General features: G+C 70.7%; 14 protein-coding genes. 11 read left to right on the top strand and 3 right to left on the bottom strand.

Annotated features, from left to right (window positions below; translation table 11 throughout):
* The first annotated feature begins 123 nt into the window (after window positions 1–123).
* The 10 genes from ACWGE0_RS07305 (at window position 124) to ACWGE0_RS07260 (ending at window position 14869) form a co-directional block, all read left to right on the top strand.
* Window positions 124–2589, top strand: coding sequence for a TIR domain-containing protein (locus ACWGE0_RS07305; RefSeq protein WP_452260053.1), 2466 nt, complete (start codon window positions 124–126; stop codon window positions 2587–2589).
* Window positions 2586–5255, top strand: a complete 2670-nt coding sequence (locus ACWGE0_RS07300) for a hypothetical protein (protein ID WP_452260052.1) — start codon at window positions 2586–2588, stop codon at window positions 5253–5255. The genes ACWGE0_RS07305 and ACWGE0_RS07300 overlap by 4 nt, the downstream gene beginning before the upstream one ends.
* Before the next feature lie 2 nt (window positions 5256–5257).
* Window positions 5258–5701, top strand: coding sequence for a J domain-containing protein (locus tag ACWGE0_RS07295; RefSeq protein WP_452260051.1), 444 nt, complete (start codon window positions 5258–5260; stop codon window positions 5699–5701).
* Window positions 5701–6366 (top strand): nucleotide exchange factor GrpE, encoded by a 666-nt coding sequence (gene grpE / locus ACWGE0_RS07290; RefSeq protein ID WP_452260050.1) that lies wholly within the window; start codon window positions 5701–5703, stop codon window positions 6364–6366. The genes ACWGE0_RS07295 and grpE overlap by 1 nt, the downstream gene beginning before the upstream one ends.
* An 8-nt stretch (window positions 6367–6374) precedes the next feature.
* A complete protein-coding gene (locus tag ACWGE0_RS07285) occupies window positions 6375–8324 on the top strand; it encodes an Hsp70 family protein (protein WP_452260049.1) in 1950 nt (649 codons plus the stop codon).
* 2 nt (window positions 8325–8326) lie between these two features.
* Complete coding sequence (locus ACWGE0_RS07280) at window positions 8327–9745, top strand: tetratricopeptide repeat protein (RefSeq protein ID WP_452260048.1); 1419 nt, start codon at window positions 8327–8329, stop codon at window positions 9743–9745.
* Window positions 9712–11652 carry a hypothetical protein gene (locus ACWGE0_RS07275; protein WP_452260047.1) on the top strand — a complete coding sequence of 647 codons (1941 nt, stop codon included), beginning with the start codon at window positions 9712–9714 and terminating at the stop codon, window positions 11650–11652. Before ACWGE0_RS07280 ends, ACWGE0_RS07275 begins: the two co-directional genes overlap by 34 nt.
* A gap of 5 nt (window positions 11653–11657) precedes the next feature.
* A complete protein-coding gene (locus tag ACWGE0_RS07270; RefSeq protein ID WP_452260046.1) occupies window positions 11658–11876 on the top strand; it encodes a hypothetical protein in 219 nt (72 codons plus the stop codon).
* A complete protein-coding gene (locus ACWGE0_RS07265) occupies window positions 11869–13416 on the top strand; it encodes a hypothetical protein (RefSeq protein ID WP_452260045.1) in 1548 nt (515 codons plus the stop codon). Before ACWGE0_RS07270 ends, ACWGE0_RS07265 begins: the two co-directional genes overlap by 8 nt.
* Window positions 13417–13489: 73 nt before the next feature.
* Entirely contained in the window at window positions 13490–14869 is a 1380-nt protein-coding gene (locus ACWGE0_RS07260) for an amidohydrolase family protein (RefSeq protein ID WP_452260044.1), read from the top strand.
* Here the strand turns inward: ACWGE0_RS07260 and ACWGE0_RS07255 are convergent, their stop codons facing one another.
* Window positions 14870–15601 carry a TetR/AcrR family transcriptional regulator gene (locus ACWGE0_RS07255; RefSeq protein WP_452260043.1) on the bottom strand — a complete coding sequence of 244 codons (732 nt, stop codon included), beginning with the start codon at window positions 15599–15601 and terminating at the stop codon, window positions 14870–14872.
* An 86-nt stretch (window positions 15602–15687) separates the two neighbouring features.
* Between ACWGE0_RS07255 and ACWGE0_RS07250 the strand changes: the two genes are divergently transcribed.
* Window positions 15688–16551, top strand: coding sequence for an NAD(P)H-binding protein (locus tag ACWGE0_RS07250; RefSeq protein WP_452260042.1), 864 nt, complete (start codon window positions 15688–15690; stop codon window positions 16549–16551).
* Between the two features lie 4 nt (window positions 16552–16555).
* Here ACWGE0_RS07250 and ACWGE0_RS07245 read toward each other — a convergent pair whose 3' ends face one another.
* Both ACWGE0_RS07245 and ACWGE0_RS07240 read right to left on the bottom strand, forming a co-directional pair.
* Complete coding sequence (locus ACWGE0_RS07245) at window positions 16556–17200, bottom strand: dihydrofolate reductase family protein (RefSeq protein ID WP_452260041.1); 645 nt, start codon at window positions 17198–17200, stop codon at window positions 16556–16558.
* A 77-nt stretch (window positions 17201–17277) separates the two neighbouring features.
* Window positions 17278–17949, bottom strand: a complete 672-nt coding sequence (locus tag ACWGE0_RS07240; protein WP_319972373.1) for an AIM24 family protein — start codon at window positions 17947–17949, stop codon at window positions 17278–17280.
* Window positions 17950–18155: the final 206 nt, after the last annotated feature.

The raw sequence follows: 18155 nt of genomic DNA, 5'->3' as shown, positions 1-18155 counted from the left end.
GTTGGACGAACAATGGCTCCTTACTGTCCTGTTTTTGGCAATTCAAGGTCACATCTGTCGCTGATAGGTTGCGGTCAACTTGGATCCGATCACCGACGAAATCGTGAGGAGGGGGTTTCCGAGGTGATTGACCGGGACGACTCGGCCCCCGCATTCGACGTCTTCATCAGCTACGCGCTCACGGACAAGGACGTGGTCGCGCCTTTTGTCACGGCGCTGCGGCGGGACGGTTTCGAGGTCTGGATCGACTACGAGCAGATGGCCGGCGGCGTGCCCGTCCTGGAACAGCTGGCGGACGGCATCTCGCGGTCGGCGCACATGATCGTCTGCCTCTCCGACGCCTACCTGCAGCGGGACTGGACCAAGGCTGAGCTGGACATCAGCGTCACGCGCGACCCCGGCGCCCGCGGCGCGCGGACGATTCCGGCGGTGTTCCGCCCGCTGACCGTGGAGATCCCGCCCTACATCGGCCGGTTGACCATCTGCGACCTCACGAATCAGCGCAACGACTACGACCAGCAGTACGCACTCGTGACCAGGAGGATTCGCAGGAGGGTCACTTCCGCGGCTCCCGGAAAAGAAGCGATCGGCCAGATCTGCGCGACGCCGTTCGGGCATGCCGACCAACCCGAACGCGCCCTGTTCGAGGCGTACCGCGCCTATCGGGAACTGTGCCAGTTCCTGTACCGGCAAGAAATAGGAGACATTCCGCAACACGTGGAATTCTCCTGGATCACCGACAGACTGATGATGAGGTCCAGCCTGCCGGCCGAGATCCGGGACTCGCTGGCGACGATGGAGGGCTACGGCAGGCAGGTCGTGCCCGGATACGTCAGCGGCGCGGCCGTGACGGCGGAGACGATCGAGTCCCCGCTGAAGACGCTGGCGATGCTGACCCAGTGGGTGCTGCCGGACTGGCACCGGCCGGACGAGGTGGTGGACGTCTGGGACGCCCTGCCGTCCGACGAGGACGGCACCAGGCAGCTGCCCGGCACCGACTACGTCCTGAGCGCACCCGTGCTGGGGCGCGCCGCGCTCGGCCGGCTCTTCGGCGCGCGGGACACCAGCCGCGACAAGCCCGTCACGGTGCTGCTCGTCGAACCGCCTCCGGAGGACGAGCGGGCCTTCCGCCGGCACGTGGCCCGGTTCGAGCACGGCCTGGGCGGTGGCGTCCTGCAGGCGAACGACGGCGGCGAGCTCGTGGTCAAGGGCCACCGGCTGCACTACCTGGCGATGCCCGCGATCGACGGAACCTGTGCCGCGAGTCTGGGCGAACTGTCGCCCAGGTCCGCCTGCGAGCTGGTCCTGGGGGTCGCGGAAGCGTTGCGCGGACTGCACGAGACCGAACCGCCGGTCGTGCACGGCGACGTCGTGCTCGCGAACGTCGTCGTCGGTGCCCTCGGCACGGTGAAGCTGTGTCCTGGCCGGCCGATCGCCGAGACCAGGGCCGAGGACCTGCGCGCGCTGGCGGCGTTGCTGGAGGAGTTGTCGCCCGGCCCGCTCGCCGGACGGCTGGCGTCCTGCACGACCGCGGCGCGTGCCTGCCAGATCCTCCGCGTGGCGTGCCGCGACCTGCCGCAGGAGGACAGCCTGGCGTCCGTGTACCGGCGCTACCGCAACGCGACGACGAGCACCACGACCGGTCCGCGCCGCACCGGCCGCGCCACCCAGCTGGTCGAGACGTGCCGGATCGAGAGCAACGCGGCGTGGCCCCTGGGCGACGGCCGGTTGGTCGTGTGGGAACGGGGGACCGACACCCTGGTCGTCCGCGAGGGCGAGGAGACCGTCTGGCGGGACACCAGCGCGGTCAGGGTGCGCCGGGTGGCGCACGGGCCGGCAGGCAGGCTCGCCATCGGCGGCTGGGACGGGGCGGTGCGCTGCTTCTCCTGCGAGTCTCCCGTGGTCAGCGCGCAGCTGGACGGCGCCGTCGGCGACCTGTGCTTCGTCGGTGACAGCCTGGTCGCCGGGTCGTGGCGGCAGCAGCTGTGGCGGTTCGCGCCGGACGGGCAGCGCCACGAGCTGCTGGACGTGAAGGCCGGGGTGCACCGCATCGCCGCGGCCGCCACCCGCGACCGGTTCGCCGTCGCGGACCTGTCCGGTGGTCTGGCGATCTACGCCGACAACCGCCGTGTCGCGAACATGCCCGCGGTGGGCTTCGTGACCGACCTCGCCTACGCGGGCACCCGGCTCGTCCTGCTCACCGGTGAGACGCTGACGAGTCTGTGGCTCGACGGCTCGACCGGCGTCGGTGAGGCGAGGCCCGGCGCGCGCAGGCTGCTGCCAGGTCCGGCACCCGGCCACTGCACCTTGGTGGTCGAGACGAGCGCCGGCACCGAGACGTGGCTGATCGACGAGGCGGACCGGCACGTCCGCGACCGCGTCTTCCCGCTGGGGCATCAGTTGATCGGCACGTGCGGTGGCGCCGGCCGGTTCGTCGTGTCGGATCCGGACGGTGGGTGCGCGTACTGGCGTGACGGCGAGCAGCAGACCCTGTGGCGCAACGCGGCCTCGGCCACCCTTTCCGGCGACGGCGGGCAGATCGCGGTCAGCAGGCCCGGCGTCGTCGAACTCTACGAGGACTTCGCGTGACGACAACGGAGACGGAAGACGCGACCAGGACGCCGCTGCTGGCGGCGATCGACGAGCTGCGGGCCCGCGAGGCCACGCCCGCGGTGCGCATCGCGCTGGCCGAGGCCGAGTTCCGGGTCGCGATCGCGCCGGAGACCCCACCGGCGGAGGCGATCGAACGACTGCGCGCCGCCATCGTTCAGGATCCGTTCTGCCCCAAGCTGTTCCTGCACCTCGGCCGGCTGCTGCACCGGACCGCGGGTGCGACCGCCGCGCTGCCCGAGTACCGCCACGCCCTGCGCCTCGCACCCGGCAGCCGCCGGACGCATCTGTTGCTGGCGCTGGCGTTGCTGGACGTGGGAACGGAGACCCGCGACCTCGGCGACCGGCTGATCGTGGCGCTGAACAGCGGGCAGCAGGCCGACCTGAAGACCGCGGTCGCCGAGGTGGACGCCTGGCTCGAGGAACAGAGCGCGCCCGCCACTCCCGGCACCGAGGGTGCGCGGAAGTCACGGCGGCCCGCCGTGAAGCCGGGCAAGCAGGGCGCGCCCGACGCGTGGCGCGTCGCGCTGCACGAGCAGATCACCCGCGGCAAGGCCCAGGCGAGCCAGCTCTCCGTGTTGCTGCGCACCGGACTGGCGCGGGTGGCCGACGCCGGTGAGATCGGCGAGTACGCCACGGCGTGCGTGATGTTGCTGGCCAGTGGTCAGACGCCGCGGTCGGTGCGGGACTTCGCGAAGTCCGTGCTCGCCGGGCACCCGGACCATCCCGCCGTCGTGCTCCTGGCCGCCGCACTCGACCTCGCGGAGGCGGGGGACGCGGTGGCGTTCGCGGACCTGGCCGCCGACCACGTGGAACGCGGTGTGCTGCCGCTGGAACTGGTGTGCTGCCTGCACTTCAGCGCCTTCGGCCCGGACCGGGAGGGCACGGTCGTCGACGCGCTGGCGCAGCTCGACCGGTACCCGTTGCCGATCAAGGACTCGCACTGCTTCGACGAACTGCGGCTCGCCGTGCTGGACGGCCACGCCCGCAAGGCGTGGACGGGGGAGCGGTTCGACGAGGCGAGGCTGTTGTGGCAGGAGGCGGCCGCGATCGACCCCTTCCGCGTGCCGGTGGCCCGCAACCTCGCTCTCCTCGCCGCACGGACGAAGTCGGCGCAGGAGTACGGCTCGGCCTGGGCGCGGCTGAGTGAGCTGCTCTACCTCCAGCCGGCCGGTGCCGGTGACGTCCAGCTGTTGCTCGAGGACCGCAGGACGATGCACCTCGCGCTGGCCCAGCACGCCCAGCAACGGCACTGTGAGAGCCGTGAGCCGCGGGCCGTCCCGAGCCAGGAGCAGATCAGGGCGTGGCTGGCCGACGAGGGCGCGCTGACCGAGTGGCTGCACCAGTGGGATCTGCACTACGTCAACGCGCGCCTGGGTTTCCGGTCGCCCTCCCACGTGCTCGGCCTGCTCTCCGACGCGGGGCAGGAGGACCGCGCGGCGGCCGCGGAGGCCTTCGTGCGGCACGTCGAGCTGGCCATGAGCGGACGGGACTGGGCAGGTCTGCAGGCGTTCGCGAACCTGGCCGCCACCCAGGCGCAGCAGGCGCTCGCGTCGATCGGTGAGGTGCGCGACGCGTACTACGAGCCGGAGCGCGCGGAAGCCCGAAATCTCACGCGGGCGGCGGCGATCCGGGGACTGACGCTGCGGTGGATGATGCAGGAACTGCACCGCGACCCGTCCGGCGAACAGCTGAAGCTGGGACTCGAACTCGCTCGCCGGCAGCTGGCGCTGCCCTGGCGGCTGCTGCGGCCGATCTGCGTCGAGATCGGCGCGATCAGGGACGACGTCGATCCCGTCAAGATGTTCGAGGGTGACCTCGTCGTCCTCGCGACGTACTGGGACGCACCCGAACCGACGTCACCGGAGGAGTACGCCGACCGGCTGTCCACTTTGGAGGGTTGTGTCGCACTGGTGCCGCACGACCTCACGTTGCGACTGCTGCGTTGCCGCGCGTTGCGTGCCGTGGATCGACAGGCCGACGCCTACGCGGCCGCCCTGGAGGCGTTGGAGCTCCCGGCGCCGGATGACGATGACGAGAGCCGGCAGACGATGATCGACCGGTTGATCAACCTGGTCGACGTGATCGGCTGGGACGACATCCCGGAGTCGGTGCGCAATCCCCCGACTCCCCAGGCGGCGCCGACCAGGGACTACGTGATCCTGACGGCCCGGCGTGCCCTCGAGCGGTATCCGCGCAGTGCGCTGGTGCGGCGCGAGCTCGCGAAGCTGCTGGCGGCGACCGGCGGGGTGGACGAGACGAACGAGGCGATCGCCCTGCTCAGCGAGGGCATCGAGCTGGCACTGAGCGCGGAGCAGCGGACGGAGCTCGCCGAGCGGCTCACCGCGATCGAGCCGCTGGCCGCGGTCGCGCCGATCCGAGCGTCCATCCGGCAGCTGGTGGACCCGGCCCAGGAGTCGGCCCGTGCCGCGATCGACGCCTACGTGCAGAACCCGGTCGCCGAGACGAAGAAGGCGGCGGTGGCGGCGTTGCGCGCGGCGATCGACAAGGTCGTGGAGGGACAACGGATGGCCGACCAGGCCGGGCTCGGTGACGAACACGCGTCGCTGGACGAGGCCCTCACCCGGCTGCGGCTGATGGTGGCCGAGCTGGACGACACCGAGACGAACGAAGGGGGGAGCTGACCATGTTCATGATCGACCTCGCCGGGGACTCCCTCTACTCGCGGCTCGGCGTGTCCCCGGACGCGAGCGCGGAGGAGATCCGGCAGGCGCGCGACCGGTTGATCCGCGAGCTGCGCGAACAGGTGCGCAGGGAACCCGGGCGGAAGGCGGAGCTCACCGAACGGCAGCAGCAGATCAACAGCGACGCCGACGTGCTGGTCCGGCCGGTGAAACGCGAGCAGTACGACAAGGAACACGAGCACCTGCGGTTCTTCACGATCCGTTCCGCCGCCGCGCCGATGTTCACCAGCACCCCCGATCGCATCGACGTGCTGCACCGTGCGATCAGCGCGCACCTGCTCGGGCAGGGCGTGCGCGTCCGTCCACTGTCCGATGTGGACCGAAGTGACTTCACCTCCGACGTGACCCCGAACACCCTCCTCGACGAACTGATCGGACAGTGCTGATGGACACCGCGCCGGACATCGACACCGACCCCGCGACGGAAACCGACCCCGCTCCCGCCACGGACACGGGCCCGGACCCCACGATCGAGCGGCTGGACCGGATCGCCACGCTGCTGGACGAGGTCGTCGACGACAACACCGCCGTGACGACGTCGATGAACCAGCTCGGCCAGGCGCAGCGCGCGCTGAGCGCCGACGTGACCCGCGAGCTCTCGGGCCTGCGCAAGGAACTCGCGTCGGGCCTGGCCTACCGCACCCTCAAGGACCTGTGCGTCGAGCTGATCCGCCCGCTGGGCGCGATGGAGGACATGCTGCGGCGGGCCGACTTCACCGACACCGAGGCCGTCTCGGGGCACGTGCAGAGCCTCGTGCTCACGCTGAACGGCGTGCTGAACCGGATGGGTGCCGAACGCATCCCCGTCGGGGTCGGCGAGGAGCTGTTCAACCCCGCGAGGCACCGCTGCGTCGGCGTGGTCGGCCCGGACACCTCGCCGTTCCCGGACGCGCCACCACGCACGATCGTCCGCCTGCTCGAGGACGGTTACGTGTTCGAGGACCGGCTGCTGTCCCCGGTCGCCGTGGAGATCCAGGCCGACCGGCCGGCCGAGCAGGACACCACCGCCACGACCACCGCCGGCACGTCCTCCGACACCGCCGACGCATAGGGAGAGTCATGCCATTTCACAAGGTCATCGGAATCGACCTGGGCACCACCTACTCCGCGGTGTCCATCTGGGACGGCAAGGACACCGTCGTCATCGAGAGCGCCCTCGGCACCAAGACGGTGCCCTCCGTGGTCGGCCTCGACCCGGAGGGCCAGGTGATCGTCGGCGCGCCCGCGCAGAACAACCTCGCGAGCGATCCCGGCAACACCGTCATCGAGGTCAAGCGCGACATGGGCGTGTACCTGAAGGAACCGACGGGGCCGGACGAGCCCGGCGTGCCCAAGCGGGTGCGCTTCCGCGGCCGGGAGTACCTGCCGCAGGAGATCTCGGCGTTCATCCTGATGGAGCTCAAGCGCCAGGCCGAGAACTTCATCGGCGAGCCGATCCACGACGCCGTCATCACCGTGCCCGCCTACTTCCGCGAACCGCAGCGCGGCGCGACCGAGGACGCGGCGAGGATGGCCCGGCTGAACGTGCGCCGGCTCGTCAACGAGCCGACCGCGGCCGCCGTGTGCTTCGGCGCGGACAAGATCGAGGACGAGGACACCCACACCTACGCCGTCTACGACCTCGGCGGCGGCACGTTCGACGTGTCGATCATCCAGGTCAGCCCCGGCAACATCAGCGTCGTCGGCACCGGTGGCGACCCGCGGCTGGGCGGTGGTGACTTCGACGACCGCATCACCGGGTACGTGCTCAACCAGATCAAGGAGCAGCACGGCACCGACCTGTCCGGCGACCACGCGATCTGGCAGCGCGTGAAGCGGGAGGCCGAGATGCGCAAGCGCGAGCTCTCGGTCGCCGGCGCCGCGACGCTGAACCTGCCGTTCCTCACCCCGCAGCTGTCGGTGAACGTGCCGCTGACCAGGACCGTGTTCGAGTCGCTGATCAAGGACCTGCTCGACCGCTCGCTCGCGTGCCTCGACGAGGCGATCGAGTCGGCCCGCGAGAGCAACGGCATCGAGCGCGACGAGATCGAACAGGTGCTGCTGGTCGGCGGTTCCACCCGGATCGCCTGCATCCGCTCGATGCTGGCCGAGCACCTGGGCCTGGAGCTCAAGGACGTCCGCTCCGACATCAGCCCGGACGAGGTGGTCGCGCGCGGCGCCGGCATGGTCGCGCGGGACTATCCAGCGGCCGACGGCTACGAGGGCGAGGACCTCGAGATGGCCGCCGTCGAGCACGAGAACGGACTCGACCTCGGCGGGTCCGGGCCGGAGGGCGGGATCGTCGTCCTGCAGGACGTCACCAGCCACACGCTCGGCATCCTGGTGAACAAGTCGGACTTCGCGCCGATCCTGCCCAAGGACAGCCGGATCCCCGGCAGCGAGACCCAGGACAACTTCGTCAACGGCGGCAAGGGCAAGCAGCTCATCGTCCGGATCTTCCAGGGCGAGAACCCGGTCGCCTACGAGAACGACCTCATCGGGAAGCTGCCGATCGACCTGCCGGAAGCCAGGGAAACGGGCTTCTACCGGTTCGCCGTCACGTTCTCCATCGACGAGAGCGGGCTGCTCGGCGTCTCGGTGAAGTGCCTGAACGACGACCAGATCTGGCGCACGGAGCTGCAGTGCGACGTGCGTGCCACGCGGGAGCAGATCGAGAGCAGCGCGGCGCATCTGAAGGAAGTGATGGCGGGCCAGCGGACCGGCCTGCCGGAGCCGCCCGGCGGCGCCGAGGACGTGCGCGACGGACTGCCGAAGCCGCCGGGAGCCGCACCGTCCGAAGTGGACCAGGGGGACGATGGGGACACCTTGCCGCCACCGCCGGAGAACACCCCTGCCGAGTTCAAGAGCGTGGCGCGGCGGTCGTACAAGCTCGCCTCGCAGCTGCCGGAGTCGCGGCGCGCCGAGCTCGCGTCGGCGTACCTGATGTTCGTGATCGCCGTGCGCAACGGTTCCAGCGAGGTCGAGGACCTCGGCGACAAGCTCAGCGACGTCTTCTACGAGCACAAGTAGCCATGCAGGGACCACCAGGGGCCGAGATGGTGGCCGCGGTCGGCATCACCGACCGCGGCGTGCTGTGGCGCGCCAGCAGGCGGGAGCCGAACGACCGGATCGTGCGCGTCGTCGAGCCCCGGTTCGCCGACGGCGCGTTCCGGCGCGCGGTGACCGCCCTCGGCCATCGGCAGCCGGCCGGCATGGTCGAGATCACCGGACACGACTGGACCGCCGACGGCCACTACTACATCGAGTACGACACCGGCGGTGCCTGGCTGACCCTGGCCGAACAGCTCGAACAGCTCGAGGACTGGCAGGACCGGGTGGCGTTGCTGGAACGGGTCTGTTCGCTGTTCCCGCGGTGGCAGCGCAGCCCGGTCCACCCGCTCGGGCTGAGCCTGCACAACATCGTGGTGGTGGCAGAGGAGGACCGCCGGCTGCCGTGGCTGCTGCCGTGCCCGCCGGTCGCGCTGGGCACGCCGTGCGACCTGTTCGGCGTGGACACCGTGGCGGTCGCCGCGCTGGCGCCGGAGGTCGTGCGCGGTGTTCAGCACGACAACCGGTCGGTGGACTGCTACGCCCTGGGAACCCTGGTGGCACAGGGTCTCGGTGCCACCGGCACGCCGCCGGTGGTGACCGACGAGGAGCGGGTGGAGGCGCAGGCGCGCGGCATGCTGTGGCCGGCGCTGACGGCCGGTACGCGGATTCCGAGCACGCTGGGCAGCACTCGCGAGGGTGAGGACCTGTTCCGCTCGGTCGAGCAGTGCCGCCACACGGTGCGCAGCGCCAGGCCCGCCGACGCCGAGCAGCTGCGGTCGGCGCTCGCGGCACTGGCGGACCCGGTGTCGATCGCGAGCCGGTTGCGCCGCACCGATCCGGTCCGTGCGCTGGACATCCTGCAATGGGTGCCGGAGCACGACCGCGACGCACGCGCGCGGGCGAGCCTGCTCGGGTCGGAGATCGCCGCCGAGCGCGGCGACGACGAGACCGCGCTGCGCTACCTGAACGAGGCCGTCCAGTCCGCCCCACACCGGTTCGACCTGCGCCACCGGCGGTATGAGGCCGCGTGGAAGGTGTTCGAGTCGCGGCCGGCGGATCGCAGGCTCGGCAACGTGATCCTCGACGACATCGCGCTGCTCAAGCAGACGATGGAGGAGGACGACACGACGCTGTACCAGCGGGCCGCCGAGGTGCAGCTGCGCCGCGGTGATCCGCGCACGGCCGCGCGGGAGCTCTTCACGGCGCTCACCCGCGATCCCGGTGACCTGGCCGCACTGGTCCTGTACTGCCGCTGCTGGCTCGAGCTGGGTGACCTCCCGAACGCCAGGCGGACCGACGTCGAGGCGCGCCGCCGCATCGCGCGCATGGTCGACACGCAACTACTCACCACGGGGGAGGCGCAGCAGTGGTACGAGAAGTTCGACCGGCTCTTGTCCTGATCACCGCGATCGTGGCCGTCCTGGTGGCGGCCCCGGCCTACGGTGCGACGGAGGACGATCCGATCACGGTCGTGCTGCCCAGCGGCACCGTCCTGCCGCCCGGCCGCTACGAGGCCGGCATCAACACCGGTTCCGGCACGGTGCGGGCCGAGGTCGTCGTGCCGGGCACGCCGGTCGCACCCCAGTCGTCCGCACCGTCGGTCCCCAGTGGACAGTCCACGCCGAACACGAGCGCACCGGCCACCGGGCAGACGTCCGCGCCGGCGGCCGCTGACCCGTCCACCGGACCGAGCCCGTGGCCGGTGATCTGGACGACGCTGCTCGCGATCCTCGGCACGATCCTGGTGCTGGCCGGCGGGTTGGTCGGCTACCGAAGGTTCCTGGTGCCCCGCAGGCAGATCCGCGAGTACCGCGCGGTGGTGGAACAGGTCCGCGGTGGCGAGCACCAGCAGGCCCTGCTCGCGCTGGAACGCCTGGAGCCGCGGCTGCCCGAACGACTGCGGATCGAGGCCAGGTTCTTCGCCGCCTTCGCGTTGTTCCGGATGGACCTGGTGGACGAGGCGGAGTACCGGCTGGCGGCGCTGCACCGCGAGGCACCTCACGACGTCGACGTCGCGTACCTGCTGGCGTACCTGCGGGTGGAGCGTCGCGACTACGACGGCGCCGAACCCGTGCTGGAAGCCGCCGAGGCGGCGGGCGGCATGAGCAGGCGGCTGGTGCGCCGGCTCTACGGCGTCGTGAAGTTCCACCGTGCGCTGGAAGCGTTGCGCCTCGGCCGGGTCGACGCTGCGGCCGTGCTGTTCCAGAAGGTCGAGAAGCTCGGCGACTTCGCCGAGCGGGTGCCGCCCGACCTGCGCAACCAGCACGTCGTGCTGGGCGCTCAGGCGTTGTTCGACCGGGACCTGGTGGCCGCGCGCGGCCAGTTCGAGGACCTCGCGCGAGCGGCGGAGAACGCGGCACCGGAGCAGCGGGACCAGATGCTCGCGTCGGCGGAGATCGGCCTGGCGCTCGCGGCCTGGCTCGACAACACGCTCACGTCACTCGGCCAGATCGATCAACTGCTGGTGAGCGCGGCCCGGCGCCTCGACCCCGACGGCGACACCGAACTGCCCTGGACCTTCACCCCGGACGAGGAAAGCGTGCGGGAGCGTCTCGCCGCACTGAGCGAACGCCAGGGCAGGGCCGCGGACGTCAACGACCGCGACCTCACCCTGCGCTCCATCCACCTGGTGCGCGCCGCGGCAGGGCTTCGGCTGTGGGCCGCGGCCAAGACCACGCCCGCAGAGGACGTCGGCCGGCGCGACGAGGTGCTCAGCAGGCTGGCATGCGCGCGGGAGTACGACCCGGAGTTCAGCGACGTGTACCTGGTCGCCGGTCTGCTCATGTCCTACTTCTCGAAGACCGCCGAGGAACGCGCGGACGGCGTCGCGGTGCTGCGTCAGGCGCAACGACTCGGCGTCCGCGAACCGGAGCTGGTGCGGATCCTCAACGAGGAGGCGCGGCTGGGCCAGGCCCGCAGGGACGCGGCGGACCGGTACCTCCAGGTGCTCGACCAGTTCATCGCCGACCCGTCGGTCCGCGACGAGGTCCGGGTCAGCCTGCTGGAACGGTTGTCCCGCTTCAGGAAGGTGCGTCCGCTCGACCGCAGGCCCGAGCTCGTCCGGGCGCGGACCGTGGCGCCGACGGTGGACGAGATGAACAGCCGCACCGAGCTGCTGCGGGAACGGGTGAGCCAGCTGATGACGGTCCAGGCGGGCGGCGAGAACCTGACCGCCGCCCAGCAGCTGGTGCACAACCTGGAGAACGACAGCAGGGTCCTGGCCGAGCAGGCGCATTCCGTGGAGACCAAGGAAGCGGACCTGCTCGTGCTCATCGGCGACTGGCTGCTCGGCGACAACGAAGGGTGATCTCGATGGTGCGCAAGCAGGTGTCTCCCGCGGACCTCCTGGGCGAGCTCCCGGAACCGGAGCTCGAGTTCAGCGACGACGCGGCCGGCGACACGATGCGCCGGATCGAGCTGCGCCGCTCGATCCTGGCGATCGCCGAGCTCGACCACGCGACGGAGACGGCGCTGGTGACCGCGGTGGTGTCGAAGAGGCGCAAGGAAGGCAGGGCGGGCAGGCGTGGCTGACACCGACGAGGACGACGGCCTGGCGTTCGCGCCCCGTCACGACTGGGCACCGGACATCGTCAGGGCGGCCGCCGGGGCGTTCGAACCACCGCCCCTCGACCTCGGCCGCCGGGCGTTCGCCCTGGAACCCGAGGCCGTTCCCGACCGCATAGGCGACCGGCTCGCGCCCCACGACGACGGCCTGCGGACCGGCACCGGCGGCGACTGGCTGAGCGAGGACCTCGCGAGGCTGCGCGAACACGAGGCCGACCTGAAACTGCGCGCCCTGCTGGACAAGGCGGAACAGGCGCTGCACGACGAGCGGCACGCCGACGCCTGGGCACACGTCGAGGCCGCACTGGGGATCGCGCCGGCCACCGTCGCCGCGCTGGTGCTCGGCGTTCGGTGCCAGGACGTGCTCGGCCAGTACGAGACGGTCCTGGACCGGCTGATCGCGGCCCGCCCGCACATCGCGGACGACGCCGACGTGAAGGTCGTGGCGCAGCTGGTGTCCACCTGCGAACTGCGCCTGGTCGACCAGGTCAGCGAAGTGGCGGACGACCTGCTGGACGGCGACGAGCCGGAGGAGGCCGTCGAGTACGTCGAGCAGCGGGTGTCCCGGCACCCGGAAGTCGCCGGGCTGCACTACGTCCACGGCGCGGTGCTCTACCACACCGGCCAGTTCCCGCGGGCCCTCGAAGTCGTCGAGGCGGCCCTCGACGCGGACCCCGAGATGTTCGAGGACCTGCACCTCGCGATCCAGGCGAGGCTGTGCGCACCCCGTGTGGAACGCGCTCGCCAGTCGCTGCGGGCGGGGGACCCCAAGGCGGCGATCGAGCACCTGACGGCCTGTGGCGAGATGCTGTACTCCGACACCCGTTACGAGTTGCTGTGGTCCTACGCCCACGAGCGGTACGCGAAGAGCTCGAAGGTCCCGTTCGTCGGCTGGCGCCGCACGCGCCGCGCGGGCGTGCCACCGTTGAGCCCGTCCGAGCTGCAGGACGTCCTCGGCTTGGTGCTGGCCGAGGAGTTCCACGCGGGGCTGACGGCGATGGGAACCCAGAACTTCACCGCCACCAGCACTTACTGCGCCCGCGCGGAGGCCATCGACGCGCGCTGCGGCGTGATCGCCTACCTGCACGCCACCGCCGAGGCGTTCGCGGCCGAGGTGGCGCTCGACCGGATCGACCTGGGCACTCTCGCGGTCGCAGAGCAACACCTGACCCGCGCCGCCGGCCTGGTGCCGCTGATCGCCTCGGATCCGGAGCTGGTCGAGCAGCGCCGGTGGCTCGAGTCCAGGGTCACCTCCGAGCTTGCCGACATCGCCCGGCTCGCCCGGTTCGTTCGCTGCGTGACGCGTTTCAACGATCTGATGACGCGCTACGAGCATCGGACCATCACGACCAGGAACGAGCTGTACAGCGTGCGGGGCGAGCTGATCTCGATCCGGTCGGACGCGCGGATCTCCAGGAAAGAGCACGCCTCGGACCCGTCGGCGCTGCGCGCGCTCGACAACCTGCTGGCCGCGCTGGACAACAACCTGCGGCAGCTGCTGGTGTAGGCCGGACGGGGTGTGGCGCACCCAGGTGAGCAGCGGCCTGGCTGCGCGCACGTCGCCGTCCCAGCCTGATCGCATGAACAACTCCCGTCAGCGGATCCTCGACCAACTGCGCGATACCGCTTCCGACTCGAATCGCCGCGTCCTGTTCACCGGCGCGGCCGTGGTCACGATGGACCCGGCACTCGGCACGCTCGCGCGGGGTGACGTCCTCGTCGAGGGCTCCCGGATCGCGGCCGTCGGCACCGGGCTGGACGCGGCGGACGCGATCGTCGTCGACGCGACCGGCACCGTCATCACGCCCGGTTTCGTGGACACCCACCGGCACGCCTGGGAAGCCCAGCTGCGGCGGATCATGCCGGACGTCGACGACCTCGGCGCCTACGTGACCACCACGCTCGTCGGGTACGCACCGGCGTACCGGCCGGAAGACATGTACATCGCGACGTTGCTGGCGGCACTCACCGCCATCGACTCCGGCATCACCACGATGCTGGACTTCTCCCACAACTCACGCACTGCCGCGCACTCCGATGCCGCGGTGCGCGCGTTGCTGGACACCGGAATCCGCGGCGTGCACGCCGGTATGGCACCGCACTTCGGCGACTGGGACCACCAGTGGCCGGCGGACCTGGCCCGCCTGCGCGACGAACACGGCAGCGACCTGCTGACGTTCCGGCTCGCGTGCCTGGCCACCGGCGAGATCGCCGGGCCCGGCCTCGCCTACGGACCCGAACTCGCCCGCTGCGCAAGGGAACTCGGCATCGGCGTCAGCGTGGACGCGGTGTTCGGCGCCTCCTCCTCGGCCGCGATCCTGAGGTGGGAGAGGGAAGGGCTGCTGGGACCAGACCTGACGCTGATCCACTCGACCGGGCTGACCGAGGACGCCTGGCGCGCCATCGGCGGCAGCGGCACCACCATCGCGCTGGCGCCGACCTCCGACGCGCAGATCGGCCTGGAGAACGCGATCCCGGCGGTGGACGAGGCGTTGTCCGCCGGTGTCCGCCCCGGACTCAGCATCGACGTCGAGGTCGCGCTCGCCAGCGACATGTTCACGCAGATGCGCGCATTGCACACCATCCAACGCATGCGGGCGGTCAACGCCGTGTACGGCACCAGCCGCGAACCACGCCGCATCACCACGACCGACGTCCTGGACTTCGCCACGCTGCAGGGCGCCCGCACCAACGGCCTGGCCGGGGTCACCGGCTCGCTGACCCCGGGGAAGCAGGCCGACCTCCTCGTGATCACCGCGGAGGACCTCAACAACATGCCGCTGAACGACCCCATCGGCACCGTTGTGCTCGGCTCGGACGCCCGCAACATCGACACCGTCCTCATCGCCGGACAGGTCCGCAAGTGGGACGGCGTCGTGCTGGACGTCGACCTCGCCGAACTGCGGACTCAGGTCGCGGCGTCCCGTGACCACGTGCTCGCCACAGCGGGACAGCTTTGATCACTGCTTCCGGCGGTCCTGGAGTTCGGCGGCCGTGCGGGTGAGCCACTCGGACAGGAGCGTTCGCTCGGCGTCGCTCAGAGAGGGCAGCTGGGGGAGGGTCTCCCGGAACGCGACCACGAGGGCCATGGGATCGGCGGCGGGCGGCACCGGCGCCGAGGTGAGGATCTGGGCGAGCACCGCGTCCAGCAGTGCGTCGGTGAGCTCTGGATCCCGCTGAGCCTCCGGCCGGCCCAGCAACGCGAGCACCGCGCCGCTACCGGCGGCGTGGATCATGTCCACCGCCCGCGCCACGGAGACGTTCAGCAACCCCGCCGCCGCCAGCCGTGCCACCCGAGCGCGCAGGACCTCGGTCCCTGTGGTGGAGGCCGAGGAGTGCTGCGACCGTGCCGGGTCGACGAGCAGCAGGAACACGTCGGGGTTGGCGAGGCTGAAGGCGATGTGCGTCCGCCACGCGACGCGCAGGTCCTCGACCGGGTCGCCGTTCTCGTCGGCGGCCCTGGCGGTCTTCTCGGCGACGTAGTCCGCCATCACCTGCTCGGCGACCGCCTCCAGCAGGCCGTCCTTGTCCCCGAACAGCCGGAAGATCGTCGGGGCCGGTATCCCGGCCTCCTGGGCGACCGCGCGGGTCGTCACGGCCTTGGCGCCGCTGGTGCTGAGCAGGTGAGCGGCGGCGGCGACGATCTTGGAGCGGGCGTCGACGCGGGTCTCGGCAAGGGACGACTCCGTCATGGATCGATGATATCAGCGACGCGCTATCGTTGATTCGAATCGGTGATACGGTGATTCTGAATCAGTGATTCAGGCGAGGGGAAGTCATGATCATCATCACCGGAGCCACCGGCAGGCTCGGTCGCCAGATCGTCGAGAAGCTGCTCGAGAGCGTTCCCGCCGAGACCATCGGCGTGAGCGTCCGTGAGCCGGGCAAAGCGGCTGTCTTCGCCGACCGCGGCGTGCGGGTCCGTGCCGGCGATTTCACCGAACCGCCGACCCTGGACCACGCCTTCGAGGGCGCCGACCAGGTGCTCCTCATCTCGGCCGCGATCCGCGGCCCGCGTGCCGCCGAGGCGAGCAGGGCAGCGGTCGACGCCGCGGTGCGCGCTGGCGCGTCACGTGTGCTCTACACCAGCCATCAGGCGGCCTCACCCGACTCGTTGTTCGATCCCGGCCGGCAGCACGCGGCAACGGAGAAGTACCTGGCCGAGCAGAACATCGCGTACACGGCACTGCGGCACGGCTTCTACACGAGCACCTTCGAGCACTACGTGCCCGCGGCGCTGCAGTCCGGCGAGTTCCGGCTGCCCGCCGACGGCCCGGTCTCGTGGACCGCGCACGCCGACCTCGTCGTGGCCGACGTCGCGGCCTTGACGAAGCCCGGCCTGTTCGACGGGGCGAGCCCGCCGCTCACGGCCCCCGGCCTGCTCGATTTCGCTGACGTGGCAAGCATTCTCAGCGAGCTCACCGGCCGCACGATCGCGCGCGTCGTCGTGGACGACGAGGAGTGGAAGGCGACCGTGATCGCCCAGGGCATGCCGGACGCGGCGGCGGAGTTCACCCTCGGCATGTTCCGCGCGGCGCGAGCCGGTCAGTTCGCGGTCACCCACCCGGCCCTGGAAGACCTGATGGGACGACCGGCGACCTCGGCCCGCGCCGTGCTCGAGGAGATCCTGCGGCGCGGCTGACCCGTCATTTCCGCCAGAACAGGTGGTGGGTCACGCCGCTGGAGCTGGGCACGACGTCGACGTGGAACCGGTCGAGCAGCTCGTCCGGCGACTTCCACAGCGGCACCCCGTGACCGAGCTCGACCGGGGACACCGCCACGTGCAGGGTGTCGATGAGATCGGCGTCGAGGAACGACCGGATGGTGGTGGCGCCGCCACCGATCCGGACGTCCTTGCCCTGCGCGGCCTCCTTCGCGAGCTTCAGGACGTCGGCAGGGTCGCCGTTCACGAAGTGGAAGGTCGTGTCGGAGAGCGTGAACGACGGCCGTTCGTGGTGGGTCAGCACGAAGACCGGCGTGTGGAACGGCGGCTCGTCGCCCCACCAGCCCTGCCAGTCGTGGTTCTGCCAAGGACCGCGGTGCGGGCTGAACTTGTGGGCGCCCATGATCTCCGCGCCGATGTTCTGCGCGAAGTCGCGGGTGAGGTAGTCGTCGAGGCCGCGGCTGCCACCGGGGTCGGTCCGGTTGGGCCAGCTTGCCGTGGCGCCCGCCCACGCGAACATGGTGCCGGGATCGGCGTGGCCGAACGGCCTGTCGAGGGTCTGGTCCTCACCGGCGCCGAACCCGTCCTGCGACACGACGAAGTTCTGGACCTTCACCAGCTGGGTCATGGGGCTTCCTTCCGCTCTTGGTCGATGGTTGGACCGCGGGAGCCGCGAGAACTCATCGGCCGCGGCCCGGCAACCACCTACTGGGCCGTCGGCACGGGGTGACCCTCCGACGCCTGCACGACGACGATGCCCTGACCCGACAACGCGAGCTGGTACGCCTCGCCGGAGCCGCGTCCGATGACAGCACCGAGCTTCGCCGTCTTGCGGATCGAGGACTGCAGCGAGGTGGACCACAGGACGGCGGACTGCATGTCGACGTACGTCGGCACGTCCACGTTCAGCACGACCGGCGTCCCGTAGGCGGTGACGGCCAGCGCGCCGGTGCCGGTGAACGTGGTGTTGAACAGGCCGCCGCTGAGCATCGACGCGCCTTCGGTGCGGTTGATGTCCCACTTGAGCGAGCTGTCGAAGGCGAGCACGTTCTTGCCGTTGACGGTGACGCCCTCGTTCTCCAGGTACAGCACGAAGATCTCGTCCGCGTCCTGGGCGAGGAACACGTCCCCGCTGCCCGACACCTTCATCAAGGACATGCCTTCACCGGTGAAGGCCTTCTTGAACAGCTTGCCGAGGCCACCGCTGCCTTCGTAGGCGAAGTCGACGTCACCCTGGTAGGCGACCATCGATCCCTGCTTGGCGAAGAAGAACCCGCCGCTGCCGGTGAGGTCCACCTTCAGCATGCGTTCGTTCTGCAGTTGGAAGCTTCCGGGCTCGACGGGCCGTTCCGCGTGGTTGAACAGTGAGCTGCGCATGCTCAGAGAATCTAGGTGATCATGCGCTCGCGCGTGGTCCGATCAGCCCGACGGCGGCTGACAGGTCCAGGAACGTGGCACGACGTGGCGCCCCTGCGAGTGCCACGCGCTGCCGTGCGCTGTCGTGACCAAGGTCGGACCCGTCATCTCATCCACGTGGCAGGCGGCGTCGAGTTCCCCATGGCCGGGGATCACTCGACTGCGCT

The sequence above is a fragment of the Lentzea sp. NPDC054927 genome (assembly GCF_053610285.1).
The sequence above is the reverse complement of the archived record's forward strand: the minus strand, read 5'-3'. Positions and strand labels throughout refer to the sequence as shown.